Genomic DNA, 26,223 nt, shown 5'->3' on the forward strand with positions numbered 1-26,223 from the left:
GCGGCAGGAACGGTAGCGGGCGCTGCGCTCGATCGCACGTTAAACCTGTGTAATCAGGCTTGCCAGGCCGGTTGCGGGGAACCGAGCCGGCATGGCCATTTCCGGGCGCTCGCTCGTCATCGGCGAGTACGATGGAATTGACTGCGCTGGCTGGCTTCTAGGCCCCTCGCCTCACCCCAGAAACGACGAGGCCCGCGCCCTCCGTTCAGGAGAGCGCGGGCCTCGCCCGTTCTAGTACCTAGGCGCCTAACGCCCAGATTTAGGCGACTTCGGAGTCCGCCACCGTCACCGCACCGTCGCTCGACGGCGAGGCGTCGGCCAGCTCCCGGTCGCGCTGGGCGGCGATCTCGCGCCAATGCGCCATCACACTGCCGGTACCCGCCGGGATGAGGCGGCCGACGATGACGTTCTCCTTGAGGCCGACCAGTCCGTCGACCCGGCCCGAGACCGAAGCCTCGGTGAGGACGCGGGTGGTCTCCTGGAAGGACGCCGCCGAGATGAACGACTTGGTCTGCAGGCTCGCCTTGGTGATGCCCTGCAGCACCGGCCGACCCTTGGCCGGACGGCCGTCGAGCTTTTCGGCCTTGCTGTTCTCTTCCTCGAAGTCGCCGCGGTCGATCTGCTCGCCCACCAGGAAGGTCGTGTCGCCGGGCTCGTCGATCTCGATCTTCTGCAGCATCTGGCGAACGATCACCTCGATGTGCTTGTCGTTGATCTTCACGCCCTGCAGACGATAGACCTCCTGGATCTCGTTGATGAGGTAGTTCGCCAGCGCCTCGACCCCCAGGATGCTGAGGATGTCGTGCGGCACCGGGTTGCCGTCCATCAGCAGGTCGCCCTTCTGGACATAGTCGCCCTCCTGCACGGAGATGTGCTTGCCCTTCGGGATCAGGTACTCGACCGGCTGCGCGCCCTCGTCGCTCGGCACGACCAGGATGCGCCGCTTGGTCTTGTAGTCCTTGCCGAACTCGACGCGGCCGTCGCACTCGCTGATGATCGCGAAGTCCTTGGGCTTGCGCGCCTCGAACAGCTCGGCCACACGCGGCAGACCGCCGGTGATGTCGCGCGTCTTCGAGCTTTCACGCGGGATACGCGCCAGCACGTCGCCGGCGCGGACGTCCGCACGGTTCTCGACCGACAGGATGGCGTCGACCGACATGAAGTAGCGAGCCTCGAGACCGTTGCCGAGCACGAGCGCTTCGCCGCTGGCGTCGCGCAGCGTGATCCGCGGCTTGAGATCATTACCGCGCGGCTGCTGCTTCCAGTCGATGACCACCTTGGACGCGATGCCGGTCGCCTCGTCGACGACCTCGCGCACCGAGGTGCCCTCGATCAGGTCGACATAATGGGCAACACCATCCTTCTCGGTGATGATCGGAATGGTGTACGGGTCCCACTCGGCCAGCTTCTGGCCCTTCTTGACCTGAGCACCCTCGTCCGCCAGCAGCTTCGAGCCGTAAGGCACGCGGTGGCGCGCCTTCTCGCGGCCGACCTCGTCGAGCAGCGTCACCTCGCAGTTGCGGCCCATCACGACCGGCACGCCGGCCGAGTTGATGACCACGTTGCGGTTCTTGATGCGGACCTTGGCATCGAACGCCGCCTCGACCGAGGAGACTTCGGCGCCGCGCTGCACGGCACCGCCGATGTGGAAGGTACGCATGGTGAGCTGCGTGCCCGGCTCGCCGATCGACTGGGCCGCGATGACGCCGACCGCTTCGCCCATGTTGACCATGGTGCCGCGGGCGAGGTCGCGACCGTAGCAGAGCGCGCAGACGCCGTTGCGGGTCTCGCAGGTCAGGACCGAGCGGATCTGCACCGCGTCGATGCCCGAGCGCTCGATCCGATCGACCGTGGACTCGACGATGAGCTCGCCGGCCTTGGCGACCACCTCGCCCGTGAGCGGATCGATCAGGTCGACCGCGACCGTGCGGCCGAGGATCCGGTCGGAGAGCGGCGCGATGATCTCGCCGCCTTCCACGACCGCGCGCACGGTCAGGCCCTGCGTCGTGCCGCAATCATGCTCGGTGATGATCGCGTCCTGCGCCACGTCGACGAGACGACGGGTGAGGTAACCCGAGTTCGCCGTCTTCAAGGCGGTGTCGGCCAAGCCCTTACGGGCGCCGTGCGTCGAGTTGAAGTACTCGAGAACGGTCAAGCCTTCCTTGAAGTTCGAGATGATCGGCGTCTCGATGATCTCGCCCGAGGGCTTGGCCATCAGGCCGCGCATGCCGGCCAGCTGCTTGATCTGCGCCGCCGAACCGCGGGCGCCCGAGTCCGACATCATCCAGACCGAGTTGATCGGCTGGCCCGGGGTCGGCGTGCGGATGACCTTCATCATCTCGTCCGCGACCTTTTCGGTGCAGCTCGACCACACGTCGACGACCTTGTTGTACTTCTCGCCCTGGGTGATGAGGCCGTCCAGGTACTGCTGCTCGTACTCCTTGACCTTCTCCTGGGCGGAGGCGACCAGGTCGTGCTTCGCGGCGGGCACGATGAGGTCGTCCTTGCCGAACGAGAGGCCGGCCTTGAACGCCTGATGGAAGCCCAGGCCCATCAAGCGGTCGCAGAAGATCACCGTCTCTTTCTGGCCGCAGTGACGGTAGACGTGGTCGATGACGTTGGTGATCTCCTTCTTGGTGAGCAGCTTGTTCACCAGCTCGAAGCCCATCAGGTTCGAGTTCGGCAGGATGTCCTGCATCAGGAGGCGGCCCGGCGTCGTCTCGATGATGCCGACGACCTTCTTGCCGTCCTTCATGTGCGGCACGCGCGCCTTGACCTTGGCGTGCAGCGACACCTGCTTGGTGTCGATCGCCTGCAGCACTTCCGCCAGGTCGCGGAACACCATGCCCTCGCCCTTCTCGCCCGGGCGGATCATGGAGATGTAGTAGAGGCCGAGCACGATATCCTGCGACGGCACGATGATCGGCTTGCCCGACGCCGGCGACAGGATGTTGTTGGTCGACATCATGAGCACGCGGGCTTCGAGCTGGGCTTCCAGCGACAGCGGCACGTGGACCGCCATCTGGTCACCGTCGAAGTCGGCGTTGAAGGCGGTGCAGACCAGCGGATGCAGCTGGATCGCCTTGCCTTCGATGAGCGTCGGCTCGAACGCCTGGATGCCGAGACGGTGCAGCGTCGGCGCGCGGTTCAGCATGACCGGATGCTCGCGGATGACCTCTTCGAGGATATCCCAGACCTCCGGCCGCTCCTTCTCGACCATGCGCTTCGCCGCCTTGATGGTGGAGGCGAGGCCGTAGAGCTCGAGCTTCGAATAGATGAACGGCTTGAACAGCTCGAGCGCCATCTTCTTCGGCAGGCCGCACTGGTGCAGCTTGAGCTCGGGGCCGACCACGATGACCGAACGGCCCGAGTAGTCGACGCGCTTGCCGAGCAGGTTCTGACGGAACCGGCCCTGCTTGCCCTTGAGCATGTCCGACAGCGACTTCAGCGGGCGCTTGTTGGCGCCGGTGATGACGCGGCCGCGCCGGCCGTTGTCGAAGAGCGCGTCGACCGCCTCCTGCAGCATGCGCTTCTCGTTGCGCACGATGATGTCGGGCGCGCGCAACTCGATGAGGCGCTTCAGGCGGTTGTTGCGGTTGATGACGCGACGGTAGAGGTCGTTCAGGTCCGACGTCGCGAAGCGGCCGCCGTCGAGCGGCACCAGCGGGCGCAGCTCGGGCGGGATGACCGGGACGACCTCGAGGATCATCCATTCCGGCCGCGAGTTCGACTCGACGAACGCCTCGACCAGCTTCAGGCGCTTCACCAGCTTCTTGCGACGGGCCTCGGAGTTGGTCTCCTTGAGGTCGACGCGAAGCTGGGTGAGCTCTTCCTCCAGATTGATGGCGGAGAGCATGTCCTTCAAGGCCTCGGCACCGATCTTGGCGGTGAACGTGTCCTCGCCGAAATCTTCCTGCGCCTTGATGTACTCTTCCTCGGTCAAGAGCTGATGCAGCTTGAGCGAGGTCAGGCCCGGCTCGATGACGACGTAGTTCTCGAAATAGAGGATCCGCTCGAGATCCTTGAGCGTCATGTCGAGCAGCAGGCCGATGCGGCTCGGCAGCGACTTCAGGAACCAGATGTGGGCCACCGGCGAGGCCAGCTCGATATGGCCCATGCGGTCGCGGCGCACCTTGGAGAGCGTCACCTCGACGCCGCACTTCTCGCAGATGATGCCGCGGTACTTCATGCGCTTGTACTTGCCGCACAAGCACTCGTAGTCCTTGATCGGCCCGAAGATCCGGGCGCAGAACAGGCCGTCCCGCTCCGGCTTGAACGTGCGGTAGTTGATCGTTTCGGGCTTCTTGATCTCACCGAAGGACCAGGAGCGAATGCGTTCCGGGCTCGCGATCGAGATGCGGATCTGATCGAAGCTCTGCGGGCCGCTGACCTGGCCGAAGATGTTCATCAACTCGTTCATGAACGATGTCTCCTGGTGACCCGTGGCGGGGCCGATCCGTCTGCCGGATCGGGGCGGCGGCGCCGTTCATCAGCGCCGCCGCCCGCCTTGCCGAGTGACTAAACTGCTTACCTGATCAGAAATCGCGCTGGTCGAGCTCGACATTGAGGCCGAGCGAACGCAGTTCCTTCACCAACACGTTGAACGATTCCGGGATGCCGGCCTCGAAGTTATCGTCGCCGCGGACGATCGCCTCGTAGACCTTGGTACGGCCGGACACGTCGTCCGACTTCACCGTCAGCATTTCCTGCAGCGTGTAGGCGGCGCCGTAGGCTTCGAGCGCCCACACCTCCATTTCGCCGAAGCGCTGGCCGCCGAACTGTGCCTTACCGCCCAGCGGCTGCTGGGTGACGAGGCTGTAGGGGCCGATCGAGCGCGCGTGGATCTTGTCGTCCACCAGGTGGTGCAGCTTCAGCATATAGATGTAGCCGACCGTGACCTTGCGGTCGAACGGCTCGCCGGTGCGGCCGTCGACGAGCGTGACCTGGCCCGAGCTGTCGAGGCCCGCCTGGCGGAGCATCGCGTTGATGTCCTCCTCACGCGCGCCGTCGAACACGGGCGAGGCCATCGGCACGCCCGGCCTGAGGTTATGGGCCAGCTCCTTCAGCTGCACCTCGTTCATCTCGGCGACGGTCGAGGCATCGTCGTCCTTGGTGTAGATGCCGTCGAGCAGCTTCTTCAGCGGCGCCACGTCGTTGTTCTTCTGCACCTGGTTCAGCACCTCGGCGATCTGGCGGCCGAGACCGGCCGACGCCCAGCCCAGGTGCGTCTCGAGGATCTGCCCCACGTTCATGCGCGACGGCACGCCCAGCGGGTTCAGGCAGATGTCGACCGGACGACCGTCCTCCAGATACGGCATGTCTTCCGACGGCATGATCTTGGAGATCACACCCTTGTTGCCGTGACGGCCGGCCATCTTGTCGCCCGGCTGCAGCTTGCGCTTCACGGCCACGAAGACCTTGACCATCTTCATGACGCCCGGCGGCAGCTCGTCGCCGCGCTGCAGCTTCTCGACCTTGCTCTCGAAGCGGGCCTGGAGCGCCTCCTCGGCCTTCTCCATCTGCTTCTTCAAGGCTTCGACATCCGCCATGCGGGCGTCGTCGCGGATCGTGAACTGCTTCCACTGGCCCTGCGTGAACTCGGCCAAGAGCGCCTCGTCGATCACCGAGCCCGACTTCATGCCCTTCGGGCCCGAGACCGCTTCCTGGCTGAGCAGCAGTTCCTTGAGACGGGCGTAGAAGCTGCGCTCGATGATGTGCCGCTCGTCGTCGCGGTCCTTGGCGAGACGCTCGATCTCGGCCCGCTCGATCGCAAGCGCGCGCTCGTCCTTGTCGACGCCGCGGCGGGAGAAGACGCGGACCTCGACGATCGTGCCCGACACGCCCGGCGGCAGCCTGAGCGACGTGTCGCGCACGTCCGACGCCTTTTCGCCGAAGATGGCGCGCAGCAGCTTCTCTTCCGGCGTCATCGGCGATTCGCCCTTCGGCGTCACCTTACCGACCAGAATGTCGCCCGCCTTGACCTCGGCACCGATGTAGACGATGCCGGCCTCGTCGAGGTTCTTCAGCTGCTCTTCGCCGACGTTCGGGATGTCGCGCGTGATCTCTTCCTGGCCGAGCTTGGTGTCGCGGGCCATGACCTCGAACTCTTCGATATGGATCGAGGTGAACACGTCCTCCGACACGATGCGCTCGTTGATGAGGATCGAGTCTTCGAAGTTGTAGCCGTTCCACGGCATGAACGCGACGAGCACGTTCCGGCCGAGCGCCAGCTCGCCCAGCTGCGTCGAGGGACCGTCGGCGATGATGTCGCCGGCCTGGACCACGTCGCCGACCTTCACCAGCGGCCGCTGGGTGATGCAGGTGTTCTGGTTCGAGCGCTGGAACTTCAACAAGTTGTAGATGTCGACGCCAGTCGCGGCCGCGTCGGTCTCGAACGCCCGGATGACGATGCGGGTCGCATCCACCTGGTCGATCACGCCCGAGCGCTTGGCGACGATGGTGACGCCCGAGTCCCGCGCGACCGTCTCCTCCATGCCGGTGCCGACGAGCGGCGCCTCGGCGCGGATGAGCGGCACAGCCTGACGCTGCATGTTCGAGCCCATGAGCGCGCGGTTCGCGTCGTCGTTCTCGAGGAACGGGATGAGTGCTGCGGCCACGGACACGAGCTGCTTCGGCGAGACGTCGAGGAAGTCGATGTCCTGCGGGCGGGCCATCACGAAGTCGCCGTTCTTGCGGCAGTTCGTGAGGTCCGCCAGCACGAGGTTGTTCTCGTCGAGCGGCGTGTTCGCCTGGGCGATCGCGTAGCGGCCCTCTTCCATCGCGGAGAGATAGACCACCTCGTCGGTCACGATACCGTCGACCACCTTGCGGTACGGGCTCTCGATGAAGCCGTACTGGTTGACGCGGGCGTATGTCGCGAGCGAGTTGATGAGACCGATATTCGGACCTTCCGGCGTCTCGATCGGGCAGATGCGGCCGTAGTGCGTCGGATGCACGTCGCGCACCTCGAAGCCGGCGCGCTCACGCGTGAGGCCGCCCGGCCCAAGGGCCGACAGACGCCGCTTGTGGGTGATTTCCGACAGCGGGTTGGTCTGGTCCATGAACTGCGACAGCTGCGACGAGCCGAAGAACTCGCGCACGGCGGCGGCGGCCGGCTTCGCGTTGATCAAGTCATGCGGCATGACCGTGTCGATCTCGACCGAGCTCATGCGCTCGCGGATCGCGCGCTCCATGCGCAAGAGGCCGACGCGGTACTGGTTCTCCATGAGCTCGCCGACCGAGCGCACCCGGCGGTTGCCCAGGTGGTCGATGTCGTCGATCTCGCCGCGGCCGTCCTTGAGGTCGACCAGGACCTTGAGGATGGCGAGGATGTCCTCCTTGCGGAGCACGCGGATCGTATCCTCAGTCTTCTGATTGAGCCGCGAGTTCATCTTGACGCGGCCGACCGCCGACAGGTCGTAACGCTCGGCGTCGAAGAACAGGCCCTTGAACAGCGCCTCCGCCGTCTCGAGCGTCGGCGGCTCGCCCGGGCGCATGACGCGGTAGATGTCGATGAGCGCGTCTTCGCGGGTCTGGTTCTTGTCGATCATCAGCGTGTTGCGCATGTAGGCGCCCACGTTCAGATGGTCGATCGCCAGCGCCGGCAGCTCGGTGATGCCGATGTCGGTCAGCAGCTCGAGCAGGTTCGCCGTGATCTCGTCACCCGCCTCGGCATAGATCTCGCCGGTGGAGGTGTTGATCACGTCCTCGGCCAGATACTGGCCGATCAGCTCGTCATCGGCGACCAGGACCTCCTCGAGGCCGTCTTCCTTGAGCTTGCGGGCAAGCCGCGGCGTCATCTTGGCGCCGGCCTCGGCGCGCACCTCGCCGGTCTTCGCGTCCTTGAGGTCGGCCGCAAGCTTGCCGCCGCCCTTGAAGCGGTTCGGGTCGAACGCGGTCGCCCAGCCGTTCGCCGTGCGGCTGAACGGGTTGATGTCGTAGAAGTAGGAGAGGATCTCCTCCTTCGTCATGCCCGTGATGTGGGCGCGGTCCGGCGTCTTGCTCTCGGCCTCGCACTCGGCGAGATAGGCCTGGGTCGCCTGATCGTAGAGTGCCAGCAGCAGCGTCGTCGCCGGCAGCTTGCGGCGGCGGTCGATGCGGACATAGACATGGTCCTTGGCGTCGAACTCGAAGTCGAGCCAGGAGCCGCGATAGGGAATGACGCGGGCGGCGAACAGGTACTTGCCCGACGAATGGGTCTTGCCCTTGTCGTGGTCGAAGAACACGCCCGGGCTGCGGTGCATCTGCGAGACGATGACGCGCTCGGTGCCGTTGATGATGAACGTGCCGTTCTTGGTCATGAGCGGCATGTCGCCCATGTAGACGTCCTGTTCCTTGATGTCGCGGATCGAGCGGGCGCCCGTGTCCTCGTCGACATCCCAGACGACCAGACGCAGCGTCACCTTGAGCGGCGCTGCGAAGGTGATGCCGCGCTGCTGGCATTCCTCGACGTCGTACTTCGGCTCCTCGAGCTCGTAGCGCACGAACTCGAGCTGGGCGCGGTCCGAGAAATCCTTGATCGGGAAGACTGACTTGAAGACTTCCTGGATACCGACGGCCTGACGGTCCTCGGGTGCTACCCCCATCTGCAGGAAGTGATCGTAGGAGCTCTTCTGCACCTCGATCAGATTCGGCATCGGCGCGACCTCGGGAATACGCCCGAAGCTCTTGCGGATGCGCTTGCGACCCGTGAAGGACTTAGCCATGAAAGCCTCTCGTGGTTTGGCCGCCGGCCAACGAGCCGGCGCCGCGTCTCGATCGTTCGTCGCGCAGCACCCGCATTAGGCGAGGACGCGCCGTTCGACCCAAGTACTCAAAATCAGCGATACCGCCGGAGACGAGCTCCGAGAAACGGCTTCAGCCGGCCGCCGCGACCATGCGACGACCGGCTGGAACTTTCGTTTTCAGCCCAAGGCCGTCCCGGCACGCAAGCGCCGGTCCGATCCCAGGGTAAGCGTCAGGTCGATCAAGGAGATTACTTGACCTCGACCTTGGCGCCGGCCTCTTCGAGCTGCTTCTTGATCTTCGCAGCTTCGTCCTTGCTGACGCCTTCCTTGACAGCCTTCGGCGCCGCCTCGACCAGGTCCTTGGCTTCCTTGAGGCCAAGGCCGGTGATCGCGCGGACTTCCTTGATGACGTTGATCTTCTTGTCGCCCGCATCGGCGAGCGTCACGGTGAACTCCGTCTGCTCCTCGGCCGGAGCAGCGGCGGCACCGCCGCCGGCGGGAGCACCGACGGCCGCAACCGCGACCGGAGCGGCGGCGCTCACGCCCCACTTCTCTTCCAACAGCTTCGAGAGTTCCGCCGCCTCGATGACGGTGAGGCTCGAGAGTTCGTCAACCAGCTTGCCGAGATCGGCCATGATAGTACTCCAGGGATATGGTTAGTTTCGAATGAGAGATAAAGCTCAGGCGGCTTCGCCCTTGGTCGCGTAGGCATTGAAGACCCGTGCGAGCTGGCCGGCCGGTGCTTGCAGCACACCGGCAACCTTCGTCGCGGGAGCCTGCAGCAAGCCCAGAAGCTTGCCGCGCAGCTCGTCGAGAGAAGGCATGGTCGCGAGCGCCTTGACGCCACTGGCGTCCAGCTTAGTCGCATCGAGGCCACCCCCGATGATCGTAAGCTTGTCATTCTTACCGGCGAACTCGACCGCGACCTTCGCCGCTGCCACGGGGTCCTTCGAGAAGGCAATAGCCGTCGGACCCGTGAACATCGGCGAAAGATGCTCGAACTTCGTGCCTGCGAGGGCGAGACGCGCGAGCCGGTTCTTCGTCACTTTGAAGCTGCATCCGGCAGCCCGCATGTTCCTGCGCAGCGACGTCACCTCGTCGGCATCGAGGCCGACCTGATGGGTGACGACGAGGCAGGAGGCGGCCAACAAGGCCCCATGCAGATCACCGACCAGCTTTTCCTTTGAAGAGCGGTCCACTGCTCGTCTCCGACCTAGCCCCGGATGCGTCCAGGCGGGAACGCCTGGCCTCTCCGGGACGTTTGCACGAGGATTCGCTTGGGAGCTTGACGCTCTTGGACGAACCCGGTTCGCCTGTCCCAGAAGTCTTCATGGCCACGGGATCGGCCGCGCTGCCTTTGGTGAGGAAGGCGCGAAAGAGCCGTGGTCGTCGAACTCCCGTCTCATGCCGGCATCCCGTTTTTAGGCGAGGATCTTAGGCCGTTGCCCCCTTAAGGGACGCAGGCACCCGCAATCTCGGACAGGTTAGGCAAACTCGGCCCCGGCACCCGAAGGAGCCGAGGCCTTGTCTGCCGCTAGACCCGGACGGGCGAGCCCGCCCGGGAATTCCCAACTGCGTGGGCGCCTTACTCGGACGCCACGCTCGACAGTTCGACCTTGAGCCCCGGGCCCATGGTCGAGCTGAGCGAAACCTTCTTGATGTACGTGCCCTTGGCACCGCTCGGCTTCGCCCGGTTGATGGCGCCGATGAAGGCGCGCACGTTCTCGGCGAGCTGCTCGGCGCCGAACGAGGCCTTGCCGATGCCGGCATGGACGATACCGGCCTTCTCGGCGCGGAACTCGACCTGGCCGCCCTTGGCCGCCTTGACCGCCTCGGCGACGTTGACCGTGACCGTGCCGAGCTTCGGGTTCGGCATCAGGCCGCGCGGACCCAGCACCTTACCGAGACGGCCGACGAGCACCATCATGTCCGGCGTCGCGATGCAGCGGTCGAAGTCCATCTGGCCGGCCTGGACCTTCTCGGCCAGGTCTTCCGCACCGACGATGTCGGCGCCGGCGGCCTCGGCTTCCTTCGCCTTGTCGCCGCGGGCGAACACCGCGACGCGCAGTGTCTTGCCGGTGCCGTTCGGCAGCAGCACGGTGCCGCGCAGGTTCTGGTCGGCCTTACGCGGGTCGATGCCGAGGTTCATCGAGATCTCGACGGTCTCGTCGAACTTCGACGTCGCGTTCGACTTCACCAGCTCGATCGCCTTGTCGAGGGCGTAAGCCTGGGTCCGGTCGATGGTGGCCTTGGCGGCCTTCAGACGCTTGCCAACGAAAGCCATGACCTTACTCCCCCACGACTTCGAGGCCCATCGAGCGGGCCGAACCGATCAGCATCGAGCAAGCGCCCTCGAGGTCCTTGGCGTTCAAGTCCGCCATCTTCTTCTGGGCGATGTCGCGGATCTGATCCATGGTCACCTTGCCGACCTTGGCGCCCTTGCCCGGGGTCTGCGTGCCCTTGTCGATGCCAGCGGCCTTCTTGAGGAAATAGGTGTTCGGCGGCGTCTTGGTCACGAACGTGAACGACCGGTCCGCATAGGCGGTGATGACGACCGGAATCGGCATCCCCGGCTCCATGCCCTGGGTCTTCGCGTTGAAGTCCTTGCAGAACTGCATGATGTTCAGGCCGCGCTGACCCAGCGCCGGACCGATCGGCGGCGACGGGTTAGCCTTGCCTGCCGGCACCTGCAGCTTGATGTAGCCGACAATCTTCTTTGCCAATTCAACTCACTCCTATGGGAGAGCGAAGCGCGGTTGCGGCCATGGCGAGCCTCCCGCGCGGTTTGCGCCTGGCCGGGCGGGCCCATCAACGGGCGAGCCCACCAGACAGAACGACGCGACGGCCCCGTTCGCCGAGGCCGCGCGCCGAATTCGTCAAAACGTCGTCACACCTTCTCGACCTGGGAATACTCCAGATCGACCGGGGTGGCCCGGCCGAAGATCGAGACGGCAACCTTGAGACGCCCCTTCTCCTCGTCGACCTCTTCCACCAGGCCGTTGAACGAGGTGAACGGACCGTCGCACACGCGCACCTGGTCGCCGACCTCGTAGACGATCGAGCGCTTCGGCCGCTCGATGCCTTCCTGGACCTGCTTCATGATCCGGGTCGCCTCGGCCTCGGTGATCGGCGCGGGGCGCAGGCCCTTGCCGCCGAGGAAACCCGTGACCTTCGGCGTGTTCTTGACCAGGTGCCAGGTGTCGTCGGTCAGGTCCATCTTCAAGAGCACGTAGCCCGGGAAGAACTTGCGCTCGGTCGAGATCTTCGACCCGCGCTTCACTTCCTGCACCTCTTCGGTCGGCACCAGAATCTCGGCGAAGAAATCCGTCATGCCCTTCTGCTCCGCCTGCTCGCGGATCGACTGGGCAACCTTCTTCTCGAAGCCGGAATAGACGTGCAGCACGTACCAACGATGCGCCATAGAATCAGGCCCCTAGGCTCAGGATCCAGCGCACGCCTTGCGACAGGAGCTGATCGACCGTAAAGAAGAAAGTGGCGGCGATGAACACCATGACGAACACCATTACGGTCGTCACGGAGGTCTCCTTCCGGGTAGGCCAGGTGACTTTCGTCACTTCCTGGCGGACCTGCCGCACAAACTCTGCCGGGCTCGTTTTAGCCATGGTACCTGATCAGACCATCCAGAAACGCGACACCACGGGTTGCCCCGTGGCGGTGCTGTCCATTCGAAACTCTGGGCTGGCAGGAGAGGAGGGGCTCGAACCCCCAACCCCCGGTTTTGGAGACCGGTGCTCTACCAATTGAGCTACACTCCTCCAGGCCCGGAACACCGAGCCGACCGACGCAAAGAGGGGTTCGCCCATTGCATTGCGACGGCCGGCCGAGTGTTATAGGCGGTTTCCCGCCCTTTGGCTAGTTACTTCGTGATAGCGGAGACGACGCCGGCACCGACGGTGCGGCCGCCCTCGCGGATCGCGAAGCGCAGACCCTCGTCCATGGCGATCGGCGCGATCAGCTCGACGTCCATCGCCACGTTGTCGCCCGGCATGACCATCTCCACGCCGGCCGGCAGGCTCACGATGCCCGTGACGTCGGTCGTGCGGAAATAGAACTGCGGACGATAGTTCGTGAAGAACGGCGTGTGACGGCCGCCCTCTTCCTTCGTCAGGATGTACGCCTCGGCCTTGAACTTCGTGTGCGGCGTGATCGAGCCCGGCTTCGCCAGCACCTGGCCGCGCTCGACTTCCTCGCGCTTGGTGCCGCGCAAGAGCGCGCCGATGTTGTCGCCCGCCTGGCCCTGGTCCAGGAGCTTGCGGAACATCTCGACGCCCGTCACCGTCGTCTTCAGCGTGTCCTTCAGGCCGACGATCTCGATTTCCTCGCCGACCTTGATCACACCGCGCTCGACGCGGCCGGTCACCACCGTGCCGCGGCCCGAGATCGAGAACACGTCCTCGACCGGCATCAGGAACGCACCGTCAATCGCACGCTCCGGCTGCGGGATGTAGGCGTCGACCGCCTTCATCAGCTCCAGGATCGCGTCATGGCCGAGCGCCGGGTTCTTGTCCTCGAGCGCCATCAGCGCCGAGCCCTTGATCACCGGAATGTCGTCGCCCGGGAAATTGTAGCTCGACAGCAGCTCGCGCACCTCGAGCTCGACCAGCTCCAGGAGCTCCGGATCGTCGACCATGTCGACCTTGTTCATGAACACGACCAGCGCCGGAACGCCGACCTGGCGCGCCAACAGGATGTGCTCGCGCGTCTGCGGCATCGGGCCGTCCGCCGCCGACACCACCAGGATCGCACCGTCCATCTGCGCCGCACCCGTGATCATGTTCTTCACGTAGTCCGCATGGCCCGGGCAGTCGACGTGCGCATAGTGCCGGTTCGTCGTCTCGTACTCGACGTGCGCCGTCGAGATCGTGATGCCGCGCGCCCGCTCTTCCGGCGCCTTGTCGATCTGGTCGTACGCCGTGAACGTCGCGCCGCCAGTCTCGGCCAAAACCTTCGTGATCGCTGCCGTCAGAGACGTCTTGCCATGGTCAACGTGACCAATCGTCCCGATGTTGCAATGCGGCTTCGTCCGCTCAAACTTCGCCTTCGCCATTTCGTTGACGCCTCACATGCCCGATCAGAGGAAAATGAACAAACCAATATTACCGGCCAGCGCCTAGAGCGGGTCGACTGGAGCGGGTGAAGGGAATCGAACCCTCACAGCCAGCTTGGAAGGCTGGTGCTCTACCATTGAGCTACACCCGCCGAGCCGTTCGCTCGTCAACCGCGCCGATGGTCGCATGGTGGAGGGGGTTGGATTTGAACCAACGTAGACATACGTCGGCAGATTTACAGTCTGCTGCCATTGACCGCTCGGCCACCCCTCCACAGCGCTACGACCATCGTCCGGCGCAGCGGAGGAGCGCACTATGTAAATTTCCGAGGCAATGTCAACTGGCGAAAGCGGGTTGCGCAGGGCCGATGCGCCGCAGCACCCCTATGCAGCGCAAGGATTTACGCCTAAGAGCCGTCGCCGACACTCGTTCTGGAAACCCTGTCATGCGCAAGCGCCCTCGCCCAGCCTCACATCACGCCTCCCAGCATCCCTCGCCGTCGGCGGCGGCGCCGGCCGCACACCCGGCCGGCGCCGCCAGAGTCGCCGGGCGCGGCAAGTCGGCCGAAGCACGGCCGGCCGGTGGGAAGCCGTCAAGCGGGAAGCCGTCGAGCGGAAAGCCCATGGGCAGCGACGAGGCCGCGGGCGGCGCGCCCTGGCTCTGGGGCTATCACGCCGTCGAGGCGGCGCTCCGCAACCCGGTCCGCAAGATCCAGCGCCTGGTCGCGACCGAGGAGGCCGCGGCCGAGCTCGAAAGCCTGCTCGGGGACGCGAGCTCGATCGAGCCGCAGATCGTGCCGCGCGACGCGATCGCGAAGCTCCTGCCGCCCGGCGCCGTGCACCAGGGCGTGGCACTGCTGGCGAAGCCGCTCGCCCCCTGGCTTCTCGAGGATGTGATCCGGCATCTGGGCACGCGCGAGCGGGCGATCGTCGTCGCGCTCGATCAGGTGACCGACCCGCACAACATCGGCGCCATCCTGCGTTCGGCCGCGGCGTTCGGCGCCGCCGCGGTCATCCTGCCCGACCGCAATGCCCCCGAAGTCTCTGGCACGCTCGCGAAATCCGCCTCGGGCGCGGTCGAGCACGTGCCGCTCGTTCGCGTCGTCAACCTCGCGCGCGCGCTCGATCAGCTGAAGAAGGCCGGCTTCTGGAGCGTCGGCCTCGCCGGCGAGGCCGACGCGACGCTCGCCAGCCACAAGCTCGGGGGACGGGTTTGCCTGGTCCTGGGGTCGGAAGGCGACGGCCTCCGGCGCCTGACACGCGAATCGTGCGACCTCATGGCCCGCCTGCCGACCCAGGGTCCCGTCGCGAGCCTCAACGTCTCGAATGCTGCCGCAATCGCGCTTTACGAGCTGGTGCGCGCCGACTGATCGGCTGCTCCTGTCGGGAGGTTCGGAGCATGAAACATTGGCTGACCGCAATCCTGCTGCTCGCCGCCGCCTCCCTTCCAATCGCGACCGGCGCCCGGGCCGCCGAGCCTGTCGACACGGCGCTCGTCATCGCAGTCGACGTCAGCCTGAGCGTGAACGACGAACGCTACGAGCTGCAGCGCGACGGCACAGCAGCAGCGATCGCGAGCCCGGATTTCACCAAGGCGGTCTCGGCCGGCCCGAACGGCGCGGTCGCCGTCACCGTCATGGAATTTTCCGACCCCGACCGGCAGATCGTCGTCATGCCGTGGACCCGAATCGCCTCCGCCGCCGACGCCCAGGCCTTCGCCCAGAAGCTGCACCAGGTCCATCGTAGCTCGAGCGGGCTTACCGGCATCGCGAACGCGCTCCTCGCCGCCGAGGACCTGCTCGTCGACTCGCCCTGGCCGGCCACGCGGCGGGTGGTGGACGTGTCGGGCGACGGCATGAGCAACATCGGCCCACCGATCGAGGAGGTGCGCGACAAGCTGGTCACCGACGGCATCACCATCAACGGCCTGCCGATCCTGACCGAGGAGCCGTGGCTCGAGACCTACTATACGCTCTATGTCATCGGCGGCCCGGGCGCCTTCGTGATCGTGGCCCAGGACCTGGACAGCTTCGCCGACGCCATGCGCCGCAAGCTGGTGGCCGAGGTGACGGTATCCGGCCTGTCACCGCTACCGAGATCGCCGCTCCTTGAAATGCAACGGGCGGGTCCGCACTGGCCCGCCCGTCCTTGGCTCAGCCGCGGGTGAGCGGCTTGTACTGGAAGCGGTGCGGCTCGTCGGCCGCAACGCCCAGGCGCTGCTTCCGGTCGGCCTCGTACATCTGGTAGTTGCCTTCGAACCAGACGACCTGGGCCTCGCCCTCGAAGGCGAGAATGTGGGTCGCCAGGCGATCGAGGAACCAGCGATCGTGGGTGATGACCACGGCGCAGCCGGCATATTCCTCGAGCGCATCCTCGAGGGCCCGCAGCGTATCGACGTCGAGATCGTTCGTCGGCTCGTCGAGCAGCAGCACGTTGGCGCCGGTCTTCAGCATGCGCGCGATATGGACGCGGTTGCGCTCACCGCCCGACAGCTGGCCGACTTTCTTCTGCTGGTCCGTGCCCTTGAAGTTGAACAGCGCCACATAGGAGCGGCTGTTCATCTTGCGCCGGCCGAGGTCGATCTCGTCGAGCCCGTCCGAGACCACTTCCCAGACGTTCTTGTTGGGATCGAGCGCGTCGCGCGACTGGTCGACATAGCCGAGCTTGACCGTGTCGCCGACCCGGAAGTCGCCCGAGTCCGGCTTGTCCTGGCCGGTGATCATGCGGAACAGCGTGGTCTTGCCGGCGCCGTTCGGGCCGATCACGCCGACGATGCCGCCCGGCGGCAGCCGGAACGACAGGTCCTCGATCAGCATGCGGTCGCCGAAGCTCTTGTTGATATGGCCGGCCTCGATGACGAGGTCGCCCAGGCGCGGGCCCGGCGGCAGCACGATCTGCGCCGTGTCCGGCACCTTTTCCTTGGAATGCGCCACCAATTCGTCGAACGCCTGGATGCGCGCCTTGGACTTGGCCTGGCGGGCGCGCGGGCTCGCCCGCACCCATTCGAGCTCGCGGGCGATCGTGCGCTGGCGCGCGATCTCGGTCTTGTTCTCGAGCTCGAGCCGCTTCTGCTTCTCGACCAGCCACGAGCTATAGTTGCCCTCGTGCGGGAAGGTACGACCGCGGTCGACCTCGAGGATCCAGTTCGCGACATCGTCAAGGAAATAGCGATCGTGGGTCACCGTCACGACGGTGCCCGCGAAATCCTTCAGAAAACGCTGCAGCCAGGCGACCGAGGCCGCGTCCAGATGGTTCGTCGGCTCGTCGAGCAGCAGCATATCCGGCTTTTCGAGCAGCAGGCGGCAGAGCGCCACGCGGCGCTTCTCGCCGCCGGACAGCTTGTCGACCTTGGCGTCGCCCGGCGGGCAATTGAGCGCGTCCATGGCGATCTCGATCGTGCGGTCGAGCTCCCAGCCGTTGACCGCGTCGATCTTCTCCTGCAGCTCGCCCTGCTCGGTGATGAGATCGTTCATCTCGTCGTCGGTCAGTTCCTCGGCGAAGCGCGCGCTCACCGCCTCGAACCGCTCGAGCAGGTGCTTCGTCTCCTTCAGGCCGAGCATGACGTTGCCCTGCACGTCGAGCGTCGGGTCGAGCTGCGGCTCCTGCGCCAGGTAGCCGACGCGCACCCCGTCGGCCGCCCAGGCCTCGCCGTTGATCTCCTTGTCGACCCCGGCCATGATCTTGAGCAGGGTCGACTTGCCGGCGCCGTTCGGACCCAGCACGCCGATCTTGGCGCCGGGCAGGAACGACAGCCAGACGTCCTTCAGCACTTCGCGGCCACCTGGATAGGACTTGTTCAAGCCCTTCATCACATAGATGTACTGATAGCCGGCCATCGACCTCTCCAACTCGCGGGAACTTGTCGTCATTTGACGGAAATTTGGGGCGGCGGCGCGCTCTCGTCCGTCCACACGGCGGCGTTTCTAGCGCATCCCGCGCAGCCGGCGCAACCGACCGCGCCGCCGGGCCGCCATGCTTCACACCCCAGTAATCCAGGGCGGCTGCGTCAGGCCGGCAGCCACTGATCTTCCGGCAGCCGCCAATAGACGCCGCGGTCGCGCGCCATCATGCGATATCCCACGAGCTCGCGCCTGAGCGTGGCGCTGTCCTCGTGGTAGCGTTTCAGGATCTCGTTCAACTCCGCCTCCGCGTAGCGCTGGTCGGTCGCAAAGCGCTCGGCGAGGAAGCGCAGGATGACCCAGCGCTTCTTGCGGCTCGCCGGGATCTCCTTCAGCCGGCCGTCCGGCCCAAGGAAATTGTCGAGCACCCGCCGGTCCCAGGCATCGAGCGCCACGCCGTCGGCAAGGGCCACGATCTCGGCGCGCGACGAGAGCCGGCGATTGAGCGCCACCAGCGCGTCGATGTCGAGCGACCACCAATGGGTATTGCCGTCGGGGCGCTGCCGCACCAGGCCCAGCGTCTTCAGCAGCGCCAGATGATGGGAAACGGTCGGCTCGCTCAAGGTCAGGAGGGCCGCCAGTTCCTGGCCGCTGCGCTCACGCGCCGCCAGCAAGCCGACGAGCTTCAGCCGGCTCTCGTTCGCAAGCGCCCGGAAGAAGTCGAGCAGGATCGGCAATGAGTCCGCGGTCATGGCGCACCTGGATAGATCATTATCTAATTTGATATATATCGAATAAGATTGTTTGGGATGCAACCCTTCCCTCTTCTCTGAGCGCGAGCGATCCGGCATGGTGACTGTCTCGCCCCATCGTCCCCGGATCCGCCGATGTCAGAAGCAACTTCCGTCCTGCGTCATCTCGAACAAGACTTCGACCAGGCCGTCGCCCGCTATCTCGAGTTTCTGCGCATCCCGAGCATTTCGACCGATCCGGCCTATGCCGGCGAAGTGCGGCGCGCGGCGGAGTGGCTCGCGAGCCAGCTGACCGGGCTCGGGTTCACGGCGACGCTGCACGCAACACCCGGCCACCCGGTGCTGGTCGCCCATTACCCGGGCCCCGATGGGACGCCCGGCGGCGCAAGGGAAAGCGAGGGGCCGCATCTGCTCTATTACGGCCATTACGACGTGCAGCCGGCCGATCCGCTCGAGCTCTGGGACCATCCGCCGTTCGAGCCGACCATCGTCGAGGCCGAGCACGGCCCGCGCGTGGTCGCGCGCGGCGCCGTCGACGACAAGGGGCAGGTCATGACCTTCCTCGAGGCGTTCCGCGGCTGGCACAAGATCCACGGCAAGCTGCCGGTCAAGATCACGGTCATGATCGAGGGCGAGGAGGAGACGGGCAGCCCGTCCTTGCCCGACTTCCTGAAGACGCATCGCGACCTGCTCAAGGCCGACGTGGCGGTCGTGACGGATACGAACAGCTGGAACATCGACACGCCCGCGATCACGACAAAGCTGCGCGGCCTGGTCTATGCCGAAGTGACGCTCAAGGGCCCGTCCCGCGACCTGCATTCCGGCCTCTACGGCGGCTTGGCGATCAACCCGCTGAACGCGTTGACCCACGTGCTGGGCCAGTTGCGCGACGACCGCGGCCAGGTGCAGATCCCGGGCTTCTATGACGACGTGGTCGAAATTTCGAAGGACGAGCTCGCGGCCTGGAAGTCCCTGGGCTTCGACGAACGACGGTTCCTGTCCGAGATCGGCCTCAAGACGGCGAGCGGCGAAGGCGGCCGGCATGCGCTCGAACGGCTCTGGTCGCGCCCGACCTGCGATATCAACGGCATCTGGGGCGGCTATACCGGCGCCGGCGCCAAGACCGTGATCCCGGCCGAGGCCTCAGCGAAGCTCAGCTGCCGGCTGGTCGCGGCGCAGGATCCCGAGCGCATCGTCGCCGGCATCAAGTCGTTCTTCGAGGCACGCACGCCGCCGGATTGCCGCTGGGACATCAAGTTCTTCGGCCAGTCGCCCGGGATCAGCGTCGCGACCGACACGCCTTACATGAGCGCCGCCAAGGCCGGGTTGAAAGAGATCTACGGGCGCGACGCGGTGCTGATGGGCATAGGCAGCTCCATTCCCGTCGTCGGCTGGATGCAAGAGCATCTGGGGCTGGAATCGATCCTGCTCGGCTTCGGCCTGGAAGACGACCGCATCCATTCGCCGAACGAGAAGTTCGAGCTGCGCTGCCTCAAGAACGGCATCCTGTCCCATGCTGCAATCCTGGCACGAATGGCCAAGCTCAAGGCCGACGCACCCGCCCGGAGCGGCCGCGCTGCAACATGAATGTCACAATCCCAAGCGGATACTGAAATAATTGCTCCAGGAAAGCGGATTCAGGGTTGGCGGGCGAAGGCAAGCTCGACTACCTTAGGGGTGAGTGACAGGGCTAATTCCTATCGGCGCCGCGACGCCCTTAGAACGAGTTGGTGTTTCCAAGGCAGGAGCTTCGAATGCGCAAACAAATCCTAACCGCGCTCGTCGTCGGCGCCATGCTCGTGACCTCCACTGGCATCGCCGTCGCTCAGACCACAGCACCTGCGGGTGCAGCTCCCGCCCCGGCCGCCGCCGGTGCTGCCGGCACGGCGGGTGTCGCCGGCCTGTCGGTCGGTACGCTTGCCGCGATCGGCGCTGGCGTCGTCGCCGTGGCCGCGATCGCCGCCGCCGCCTCGTCGAGCAACGGCGCCAGCGGCTCGACCTCGTCCTCCACGTCGACGTCGACTTCGACCTCGACCAACTAACCGACTCCGGCCGGAACGGAAAGGCGCCCGATCGGGCGCTTTTTTGTTGCGAGTCGCAACCGCCGACTGCGTGTGTCCTGCGCGGCGCCTCATGCCGGACTGACTTTCTTCCGACGCAACCGCCGATCGCACGTCGTCGATGCCGGTCAGCGCAGCCGCAGTGCAGCACAAAAGCCACAATCACCGGCGGACATTCTGAAAACCATGGAGATTTGCCGCTTTCAGGGTTGGCGCGGCGCCACAACCTCCTCTAGGTTATTTTTGAAACGACAGAGTTGAGTCCTAGCGGCATCGGGGCGCCTGTCGAACCAGTTGCGCAAATCAGGCACGGGGGTATCGAATGTTTAGCAAGGTTGTGGCCGCTCTCGCCGTTGGTGGCCTGCTCGTGACCTCGACCGGCATCGCCGTGGCCCAGACCGCGCCGGCGGCACCGGTGGCACCGACATCAGCGGCCCCCGCACCGGCTGCGGCTGGTGCTGCCGGCACGGCGGGTGTCGCCGGCCTGTCGGTTGGCACGCTCGCCGCGGTCGGTGCCGGCGTCCTCGCGGTCGCCGGGATCGCCGCTGCGGCCTCATCGAGCAGCAACAGCAACGGTTCGAATTCCTCCACATCGACGTCGACCTCGACCTCGACCAACTGAGCCGATTTGGGCTCATGAAGAAGGGGCGCTCCAGGGCGCCCCTTTTTTGTTGCGCCGACGGCCGTTCGAGGCCCGTCATGCCGTCGCCCGCCGGCGGCACTCCAATATCTTGATCAAACTGGCAATTTCCTGCTTCATGGCGACTCGTCGGACAACGCTAGCGACGAAGGGATGTCATGCCGAACTACCCCCGTCTGGTCCTCGCAGCACTACTGACGCCCGGCACTCTGCTCTCGGTCCATAGCCCGGCTGCGGCCGAAACGGCGGAGATCCGGATCGCCCAGCAATTCGGCATCTCGTACCTGCCACTCATCGTCATGAAGGAGCGCCACCTGCTCGAGCAGGCGGTGGTCGAGGCCGGGCTGCCGCAGCCGACGGTGACCTGGGCGCAGTTCAGCGGTGCGGCCGCGATGAACGATGCGCTGATTTCCGGGAACCTGGATATCGCCACAGCCGGCGTCGGCCCGATGATCATCGTCTGGGCGCGCACCCACACGTCGCTGAAGATCGCAGGCGTCGCGGCGCTGGGCGCCATGCCGAACATCCTGACCACGTCCAATCCGCACATTAGGACGCTCGCCGATTTCACGGATAAGGACCGAATCGCGCTGCCCGCGGTCAAGATCGGCGCGCAGGCGGTCATGCTGCAGATGGCAGCGGAGCAAGCATTCGGCCAAGGCCAGCAGAACCGGCTCGACGATATCACCGTCAGCATGGCGCATCCGGACGCGGCGGCGGCGCTCCTGGGCGGCGCCAGCGAAATCGACGCCCATTTCACGAGCCCGCCCTTCTCGAACCAGGAACTGGCCAATCCCAAGATCCACAAGGTCCTGAGCAACTACGACCAGATGGGCGGTCCCGCGACCTTCAACGTGCTCTACGCGCCCGAGAAGTTCCATGCGGCCAACCCCAAGACCTATCGCGCGCTGCTCGCGGCCCTTGACGCGGCCATGGCGGCGATCAAGGCCGACCCGACCGGTGCGGCGGCACTTTATATCAAGGCGGAGAATTCCAAGCTGACGCCGGACTTCGTCGAGTCCGTCATCCGCGACCCGGCCAACGATTTCACCGCCACGCCGCTGCAGACCTTGAAGACCGCCCGCTTCCTCTATCGGACCGGCGCCGTCAAGGTCGAGGCGACGGGCTGGCGCGACCTGTTCTTCCCGGAAATCCACGACCGGCCAGGCAGCTGATGAGGGGGAGCTGATGGCGACCGCTCCGAACGGGCCGGGCGCCCCGTTACCAGGCGCCCCGTTACTAGGCGCCGCGTTGCTGTCGGTCGACCGGGTTTCGCTGCAGTACCGCGTGCCCGGGCGGCTCGTAACCGCCGTTCACGACGTGAGCTTCGACGTGCTCACCGGAGATCGCTTCGTCCTGCTCGGCCCATCCGGTTGCGGCAAGTCGAGCCTGCTGAAGGCGATTGCCGGCTTCGTGCGGCCCAGCGCCGGGGCGATCCGGCTCAAGGGCGAGGCGGTGCGCGAGCCCGGGCCCGACCGGATGATGGTGTTCCAGGACCTGGACCAGCTGCTGCCCTGGCAGACGGTCGCCGGCAACGTGGTCTCGGCCCTGCGCCGCGCCGGTGGCCTCGCGCGCGGCCCGGCCGAAGCACGCGCCGCGGAGATGATCGAACGCGTCGGCCTCGCCAAGTTCGCCGATGCCTATCCCCACACGCTCTCCGGCGGCATGAAGCAGCGGGCGGCCCTCGCCCGCGCGCTGGCGCTCAGGCCCGCCATGCTGCTGATGGACGAGCCGTTCGCGGCGCTCGATGCTCTCACCCGCGCGACCATGCAGCGCGAACTCCTGGGCCTCAGCCTCGACATGGCGCTGACCGTGCTGTTCGTCACCCATTCGGTCGAGGAGGCATTGTTGATCGGCACGCGCATCCTGGTGCTGAGCGCGCATCCAGGCCGGGTCCGCGCCGAATTCGCAGGCGTCGCCCCCGACGCGCCGCCCGCGGCCAAGGAACGGTTGAAGCAGCGGATCGAAGCCCTGGTCATGGCGAGTGACCATTTGGCGAGCAATCACATGGGGGAACCGTCCCATGCCGGATGATCGGCCGGAGCGCGAAATCTCGAGCGCCGTGCTGCCGGAGATCGCCGATCTTGCAACGCCGCTCGGCCCGTTCCAGCGGCTCAGGGGCAGTCTGGGGTTCTGGCGGCTCGTCGTGCTGCTGGTGCTGGCGGTCGCCTGGGAAGGCTATGGCCGCTGGATCGGCAACGACCTGCTGTTCCCGACCCTGGGCGAGACGCTCTCGGCGCTGTGGGATGCAACGCGGAACGGCGTGCTGCCGGCGCGCGTGTTCACGAGCCTGCGCATCCTCGTCACCGGCTATGCGCTCGGGCTCGCCGCCGCCGCGGTCTTCACCACCATTGCCATGTCGAGCCTGGTCGGACGTGCTGCGCTCTCGACGTTGACCGCCATGTTCAATCCGCTGCCGGCCGTGGCGCTGCTGCCGCTCGCCCTGCTCTGGTTCGGCCTCGGCGCGCCGAGCCTGATCTTCGTCATCGTCCATTCCGTGCTCTGGTCGGTCAGCCTGAATGCCTACGCCGGCTTCGGCGCCGTCAACCAGACCCTGCGCATGGTCGGCTGGAACCTCGGCATCCGCGGCTGGCGCCATGTGGCGCTCATCCTCGTGCCGGCGGCCTTCCCGGCGATCCTGTCCGGCCTCAAGATCGGATGGGCCTTCGCCTGGCGCACGCTCATCGCGGCCGAGCTCGTCTTCGGCGTCTCCTCGCGCTCGGGCGGCATCGGCTGGTTCATCTACGAGAACCGCAACGAGCTCGACATCGCCAGCGTGTTCGCCGGACTATTGGTCGTGATCGCGATCGGGCTTTTGATCGAAGGCCTGATCTTCCGGCTGATCGAGCGCGCGACGATCCAGCGCTGGGGCTTCGGTGCTTGAACGCCAGGCATGCGTACCGATCACTTCCTGATGGTTTGCGCCGATTCGGTAGCATGTTAATCAATAGCATGAGAATAAATAGCCTATTCCCATCACCCTCATGTCAACGATGACTCATACGACCGCCGCGCTCCGCCCCTCCTGGCGCCCCAGCTGGCTGCCGCATTTCCCGGCCAAGGCCTGGTACCATGCCTTGGGGACCTACGCGGCCGCGATGCTGGCGTTCTATGTCGCCTGCGCGCTCGAGCTCGACAGCCCGGGCTCGGCGGTGGTCACCGTGCTCATCGTGTCGAGCCCGCTGCCGGGCATGGTGCTGTCGAAGGGCCTGTGGCGCTTCATCGGCACGCTCGTCGGCCTCGCGATCTCGGTCGCGCTTATCGCCCGCTTCGCCCAGAGCCCGTTCGCCTTCATCCTGGCGCTTGCCATCTGGCTCGGCATCTGCACCTACACCTCCTCGCTGCTGCGCCATTTCCGCGCCTATGCCGCCGTGCTGGCCGGCTACACGATCAGCCTTGTGGCATTGCCCGCCCTCGATGATCCGGACCAGATCTTCTATCTGGCAACCGGCCGCATTGCCGTCGTGACCGTCGGTATCGTGTGCACCGCCTTGGTGAAGAGCCTGCTCGCGCTGCAGGTCGGCCAACTCCGGCTCCAGCCCGCGCTCGAGGGTGCCTTGTCGGCGACCGCCGATCTCGCCGCCCGAGCGCTCGACCTCGAGCCCGGCCTGCCCGAACGGCGCCGCGCCGTTGCCGAACGCTTGGCGGCACTCGATCCGTTGATCGTCGCCGCGGCCAATGAGTCGGCACAGACGGCACAGCAGGCTCCGGCCGTCCGCCTGTTCGTCTCGATCCTTGTCAATCTTTTGACGCTGGCCACGAGCGTACGTGAAGCGCTGGCCGCGCTCAGGTTCGAAAGCCCGGTCGCGGCCGCGATCACGCCGCTGCGCGACATGGTGCGCGATCTGCTGCGCACGCAGTGCGGCACCGCAGCCTTCCTGTCGCCGACGACCGGCGAAGCGCTCGCCGCCGCCCGCCAGGCCGGGCAAGCCCTGACAGCAGAGCTCACAGCGGCGCCGGCAACCGTTGAAACCCTCGACGCCCTGGCGCTTGCGATCCGGCTCGAGGACGTCGTGGATCAACTCACGCTCGCGCGGGACCTGCTCGACGACATCGAACACGACCGAACCGGCCGCAAGGTGACGCCCGTCTCCTATCATCGCGACCGGCAGGCCGCCGTCATCAACGGCCTGCGCGCCGCGATCGCCACGCTGATCGCCGGCTCGTTCTGGATCGCGACCGCCTGGTCATCCGGCACGCAGATGCTGGCAGCGCTGCTGCCGGTTTGCGCGTTGCTCGGCACCACCGACGCGCCGGAGCAGGCCAGCATCGCCTTCACCCGCGGCATCGCGCTCGGCGCGGTTTGTGCGTTCGTCTGCGAGTTCTACCTCCTGGCGTCGGTCGACGGCTTCCCACTGCTCGTGGTCATGGTGGCGCCGTTTCTCGTGACGGCCTGCCTCTATTCGACCCTCCCCAAGCACGCCGGCTCGTCAACCGCCTTCCTCATCTTCTTCACGACGTTCCTCAGCCTGCGCAATCCCATGCAGTACGACGTCGCCCAGGCGCTCAATACGGATGTCGCCTTCGTCCTCGGCTCGGCCTGCGGCGTCCTGGTCTTCCGCACCTTATGGCCGGCCAATCAGGCGCGGTCCGTCCGGCGCCTGATGGCCCAGATGCGGGACGACGTCGGCGACCTGGCGCGACGACGGATGCCGGCTTCACCGACCGTGTGGGAAACCACGATGCTCGACCGCTTGTCCCGGCTCGGCACGCGGCTCGCGACATCGCCGGAGCGCGCCGCGGTGATCGAAGGCGGCATGGCGGCCATTCATATCGGCCGCGACATGATGCGGGCACACCATTGGCTGGGCGGCCTCGCCTTGCCGCCGGACCCGGCGCGCCGCGTGGAGGCCGCCTGGGCCGCGCTCTGTCGCGTCGAGGCGGCGCCCGACGCCGCAATCGAGACCATGCGCATAGCCGCCGCCCGGCTGCTGGCTGCCGCCGGCGAGCTGGAGCCACCGGCCGAGCGCGGCCGCCTGCTGCGTGTTGCTGCGGACTTTCACGACATCGCCTTGCTGCTGACCCGCCATCGCCGCTTCTTCGAGGGCACATTACCGACCCGCGCAGCCATGCCTTAACTGTATTGGCGCGCGGGATCCGCCGTTCCGCCGAGTGCGATCATCCAACCCTGCTGGTAT

General features: G+C 66.1%; 20 protein-coding genes and 3 tRNA genes. 9 read left to right on the forward strand and 14 right to left on the reverse strand.

Annotation, left to right across the window (positions count from 1 at the left end; translation table 11 throughout):
- Positions 1-259: 259 nt before the first annotated feature.
- The 12 genes from rpoC to IEY58_RS19985 form a co-directional block, all read right to left on the reverse strand.
- Positions 260-4,420 (reverse strand): DNA-directed RNA polymerase subunit beta', encoded by a 4,161-nt coding sequence (gene rpoC, locus IEY58_RS19930; RefSeq protein WP_189048983.1) that lies wholly within the window; start codon positions 4,418-4,420, stop codon positions 260-262.
- Positions 4,421-4,535: 115 nt separating this feature from the next.
- Positions 4,536-8,705 (reverse strand): DNA-directed RNA polymerase subunit beta, encoded by a 4,170-nt coding sequence (gene rpoB / locus IEY58_RS19935; protein ID WP_189048985.1) that lies wholly within the window; start codon positions 8,703-8,705, stop codon positions 4,536-4,538.
- Positions 8,706-8,974: 269 nt separating this feature from the next.
- Positions 8,975-9,361 (reverse strand): 50S ribosomal protein L7/L12, encoded by a 387-nt coding sequence (rplL, locus tag IEY58_RS19940; RefSeq protein WP_189048987.1) that lies wholly within the window; start codon positions 9,359-9,361, stop codon positions 8,975-8,977.
- Between the two features lie 45 nt (positions 9,362-9,406).
- Entirely contained in the window at positions 9,407-9,925 is a 519-nt protein-coding gene (gene rplJ, locus IEY58_RS19945) for a 50S ribosomal protein L10 (RefSeq protein WP_189048989.1), read from the reverse strand.
- 386 nt (positions 9,926-10,311) lie between these two features.
- Positions 10,312-11,010 (reverse strand): 50S ribosomal protein L1, encoded by a 699-nt coding sequence (gene rplA / locus IEY58_RS19950; protein WP_189048991.1) that lies wholly within the window; start codon positions 11,008-11,010, stop codon positions 10,312-10,314.
- A 4-nt stretch (positions 11,011-11,014) separates the two neighbouring features.
- Complete coding sequence (gene rplK / locus IEY58_RS19955) at positions 11,015-11,449, reverse strand: 50S ribosomal protein L11 (protein WP_189048993.1); 435 nt, start codon at positions 11,447-11,449, stop codon at positions 11,015-11,017.
- A gap of 164 nt (positions 11,450-11,613) precedes the next feature.
- Positions 11,614-12,147 (reverse strand): transcription termination/antitermination protein NusG, encoded by a 534-nt coding sequence (gene nusG, locus IEY58_RS19960; protein WP_189048995.1) that lies wholly within the window; start codon positions 12,145-12,147, stop codon positions 11,614-11,616.
- Positions 12,148-12,151: 4 nt separating this feature from the next.
- Positions 12,152-12,349 carry a preprotein translocase subunit SecE gene (gene secE / locus IEY58_RS19965; RefSeq protein ID WP_189048997.1) on the reverse strand — a complete coding sequence of 66 codons (198 nt, stop codon included), beginning with the start codon at positions 12,347-12,349 and terminating at the stop codon, positions 12,152-12,154.
- Between the two features lie 77 nt (positions 12,350-12,426).
- Positions 12,427-12,502: transfer RNA gene (locus IEY58_RS19970), tRNA-Trp, on the reverse strand.
- Between the two features lie 101 nt (positions 12,503-12,603).
- On the reverse strand, positions 12,604-13,794 hold the full coding sequence (gene tuf / locus IEY58_RS19975; protein ID WP_189048969.1) for an elongation factor Tu: 1,191 nt from the start codon (positions 13,792-13,794) through the stop codon (positions 12,604-12,606).
- A gap of 78 nt (positions 13,795-13,872) precedes the next feature.
- A tRNA-Gly gene (locus IEY58_RS19980) sits at positions 13,873-13,946 on the reverse strand.
- 36 nt (positions 13,947-13,982) lie between these two features.
- Positions 13,983-14,068, reverse strand: a tRNA-Tyr gene (locus tag IEY58_RS19985).
- A gap of 349 nt (positions 14,069-14,417) precedes the next feature.
- Here IEY58_RS19985 and rlmB point away from each other — a divergent pair.
- Positions 14,418-15,164 (forward strand): 23S rRNA (guanosine(2251)-2'-O)-methyltransferase RlmB, encoded by a 747-nt coding sequence (gene rlmB / locus IEY58_RS19990; RefSeq protein ID WP_189048999.1) that lies wholly within the window; start codon positions 14,418-14,420, stop codon positions 15,162-15,164.
- 29 nt (positions 15,165-15,193) lie between these two features.
- Complete coding sequence (locus IEY58_RS19995) at positions 15,194-15,961, forward strand: DUF1194 domain-containing protein (RefSeq protein ID WP_189049001.1); 768 nt, start codon at positions 15,194-15,196, stop codon at positions 15,959-15,961.
- On the opposite strand, the gene ettA is transcribed toward IEY58_RS19995, so the two are convergent.
- Positions 15,948-17,630, reverse strand: coding sequence for an energy-dependent translational throttle protein EttA (ettA, locus tag IEY58_RS20000; protein ID WP_189049003.1), 1,683 nt, complete (start codon positions 17,628-17,630; stop codon positions 15,948-15,950). The genes IEY58_RS19995 and ettA overlap by 14 nt on opposite strands.
- Before the next feature lie 170 nt (positions 17,631-17,800).
- Positions 17,801-18,385: a DUF2087 domain-containing protein gene (locus IEY58_RS20005; RefSeq protein WP_189049005.1), complete on the reverse strand. Its 585-nt coding sequence runs from the start codon at positions 18,383-18,385 to the stop codon at positions 17,801-17,803.
- 135 nt (positions 18,386-18,520) lie between these two features.
- Here IEY58_RS20005 and IEY58_RS20010 point away from each other — a divergent pair, with 135 nt between their 5' ends.
- The 7 genes from IEY58_RS20010 to IEY58_RS20040 all read left to right on the forward strand — a co-directional run bounded on the left by IEY58_RS20010 (position 18,521) and on the right by IEY58_RS20040 (position 26,163).
- A complete protein-coding gene (locus IEY58_RS20010) occupies positions 18,521-19,972 on the forward strand; it encodes a M20/M25/M40 family metallo-hydrolase (RefSeq protein ID WP_189049007.1) in 1,452 nt (483 codons plus the stop codon).
- Positions 19,973-20,139: 167 nt separating this feature from the next.
- Complete coding sequence (locus IEY58_RS20015) at positions 20,140-20,427, forward strand: hypothetical protein (protein ID WP_189049009.1); 288 nt, start codon at positions 20,140-20,142, stop codon at positions 20,425-20,427.
- 340 nt (positions 20,428-20,767) lie between these two features.
- Positions 20,768-21,067: a hypothetical protein gene (locus tag IEY58_RS20020; protein ID WP_189049011.1), complete on the forward strand. Its 300-nt coding sequence runs from the start codon at positions 20,768-20,770 to the stop codon at positions 21,065-21,067.
- A gap of 176 nt (positions 21,068-21,243) precedes the next feature.
- Positions 21,244-22,260 carry an ABC transporter substrate-binding protein gene (locus IEY58_RS20025; RefSeq protein WP_189049013.1) on the forward strand — a complete coding sequence of 339 codons (1,017 nt, stop codon included), beginning with the start codon at positions 21,244-21,246 and terminating at the stop codon, positions 22,258-22,260.
- Between the two features lie 13 nt (positions 22,261-22,273).
- Positions 22,274-23,119 (forward strand): ABC transporter ATP-binding protein, encoded by an 846-nt coding sequence (locus IEY58_RS20030; protein ID WP_189049015.1) that lies wholly within the window; start codon positions 22,274-22,276, stop codon positions 23,117-23,119.
- Complete coding sequence (locus tag IEY58_RS20035; RefSeq protein ID WP_189049017.1) at positions 23,109-23,969, forward strand: ABC transporter permease; 861 nt, start codon at positions 23,109-23,111, stop codon at positions 23,967-23,969. The genes IEY58_RS20030 and IEY58_RS20035 overlap by 11 nt, the downstream gene beginning before the upstream one ends.
- Positions 23,970-24,078: 109 nt before the next feature.
- On the forward strand, positions 24,079-26,163 hold the full coding sequence (locus tag IEY58_RS20040; protein WP_189049019.1) for an FUSC family protein: 2,085 nt from the start codon (positions 24,079-24,081) through the stop codon (positions 26,161-26,163).
- Positions 26,164-26,223 lie beyond the last annotated feature (60 nt).

It is taken from the genome of Aliidongia dinghuensis, from assembly GCF_014643535.1.
In the GTDB taxonomy this organism is placed as follows: Bacteria; Pseudomonadota; Alphaproteobacteria; order ATCC43930; family CGMCC-115725; genus Aliidongia; species Aliidongia dinghuensis.

What these genes read in the sequence shown, in the direction of transcription:
- rpoC (WP_189048983.1), bottom strand. Translation starts at nt 4,420, where the DNA reads ATGAACGAGTTGATGAACATCTTCGGCCAGGTCAGCGGCCCGCAGAGC.
- IEY58_RS20040 (WP_189049019.1), top strand. Translation starts at nt 24,079, where the DNA reads ATGACTCATACGACCGCCGCGCTCCGCCCCTCCTGGCGCCCCAGCTGG.
- secE (WP_189048997.1), bottom strand. Translation starts at nt 12,349, where the DNA reads ATGGCTAAAACGAGCCCGGCAGAGTTTGTGCGGCAGGTCCGCCAGGAA.
- rlmB (WP_189048999.1), top strand. Translation starts at nt 14,418, where the DNA reads ATGGGCAGCGACGAGGCCGCGGGCGGCGCGCCCTGGCTCTGGGGCTAT.
- IEY58_RS20035 (WP_189049017.1), top strand. Translation starts at nt 23,109, where the DNA reads ATGCCGGATGATCGGCCGGAGCGCGAAATCTCGAGCGCCGTGCTGCCG.
- ettA (WP_189049003.1), bottom strand. Translation starts at nt 17,630, where the DNA reads ATGGCCGGCTATCAGTACATCTATGTGATGAAGGGCTTGAACAAGTCC.
- IEY58_RS20010 (WP_189049007.1), top strand. Translation starts at nt 18,521, where the DNA reads ATGTCAGAAGCAACTTCCGTCCTGCGTCATCTCGAACAAGACTTCGAC.
- IEY58_RS19995 (WP_189049001.1), top strand. Translation starts at nt 15,194, where the DNA reads ATGAAACATTGGCTGACCGCAATCCTGCTGCTCGCCGCCGCCTCCCTT.
- rplA (WP_189048991.1), bottom strand. Translation starts at nt 11,010, where the DNA reads ATGGCTTTCGTTGGCAAGCGTCTGAAGGCCGCCAAGGCCACCATCGAC.
- IEY58_RS20030 (WP_189049015.1), top strand. Translation starts at nt 22,274, where the DNA reads ATGGCGACCGCTCCGAACGGGCCGGGCGCCCCGTTACCAGGCGCCCCG.
- nusG (WP_189048995.1), bottom strand. Translation starts at nt 12,147, where the DNA reads ATGGCGCATCGTTGGTACGTGCTGCACGTCTATTCCGGCTTCGAGAAG.
- IEY58_RS20025 (WP_189049013.1), top strand. Translation starts at nt 21,244, where the DNA reads ATGCCGAACTACCCCCGTCTGGTCCTCGCAGCACTACTGACGCCCGGC.
- rpoB (WP_189048985.1), bottom strand. Translation starts at nt 8,705, where the DNA reads ATGGCTAAGTCCTTCACGGGTCGCAAGCGCATCCGCAAGAGCTTCGGG.
- rplL (WP_189048987.1), bottom strand. Translation starts at nt 9,361, where the DNA reads ATGGCCGATCTCGGCAAGCTGGTTGACGAACTCTCGAGCCTCACCGTC.
- tuf (WP_189048969.1), bottom strand. Translation starts at nt 13,794, where the DNA reads ATGGCGAAGGCGAAGTTTGAGCGGACGAAGCCGCATTGCAACATCGGG.
- IEY58_RS20015 (WP_189049009.1), top strand. Translation starts at nt 20,140, where the DNA reads ATGCGCAAACAAATCCTAACCGCGCTCGTCGTCGGCGCCATGCTCGTG.
- IEY58_RS20020 (WP_189049011.1), top strand. Translation starts at nt 20,768, where the DNA reads ATGTTTAGCAAGGTTGTGGCCGCTCTCGCCGTTGGTGGCCTGCTCGTG.
- IEY58_RS20005 (WP_189049005.1), bottom strand. Translation starts at nt 18,385, where the DNA reads ATGACCGCGGACTCATTGCCGATCCTGCTCGACTTCTTCCGGGCGCTT.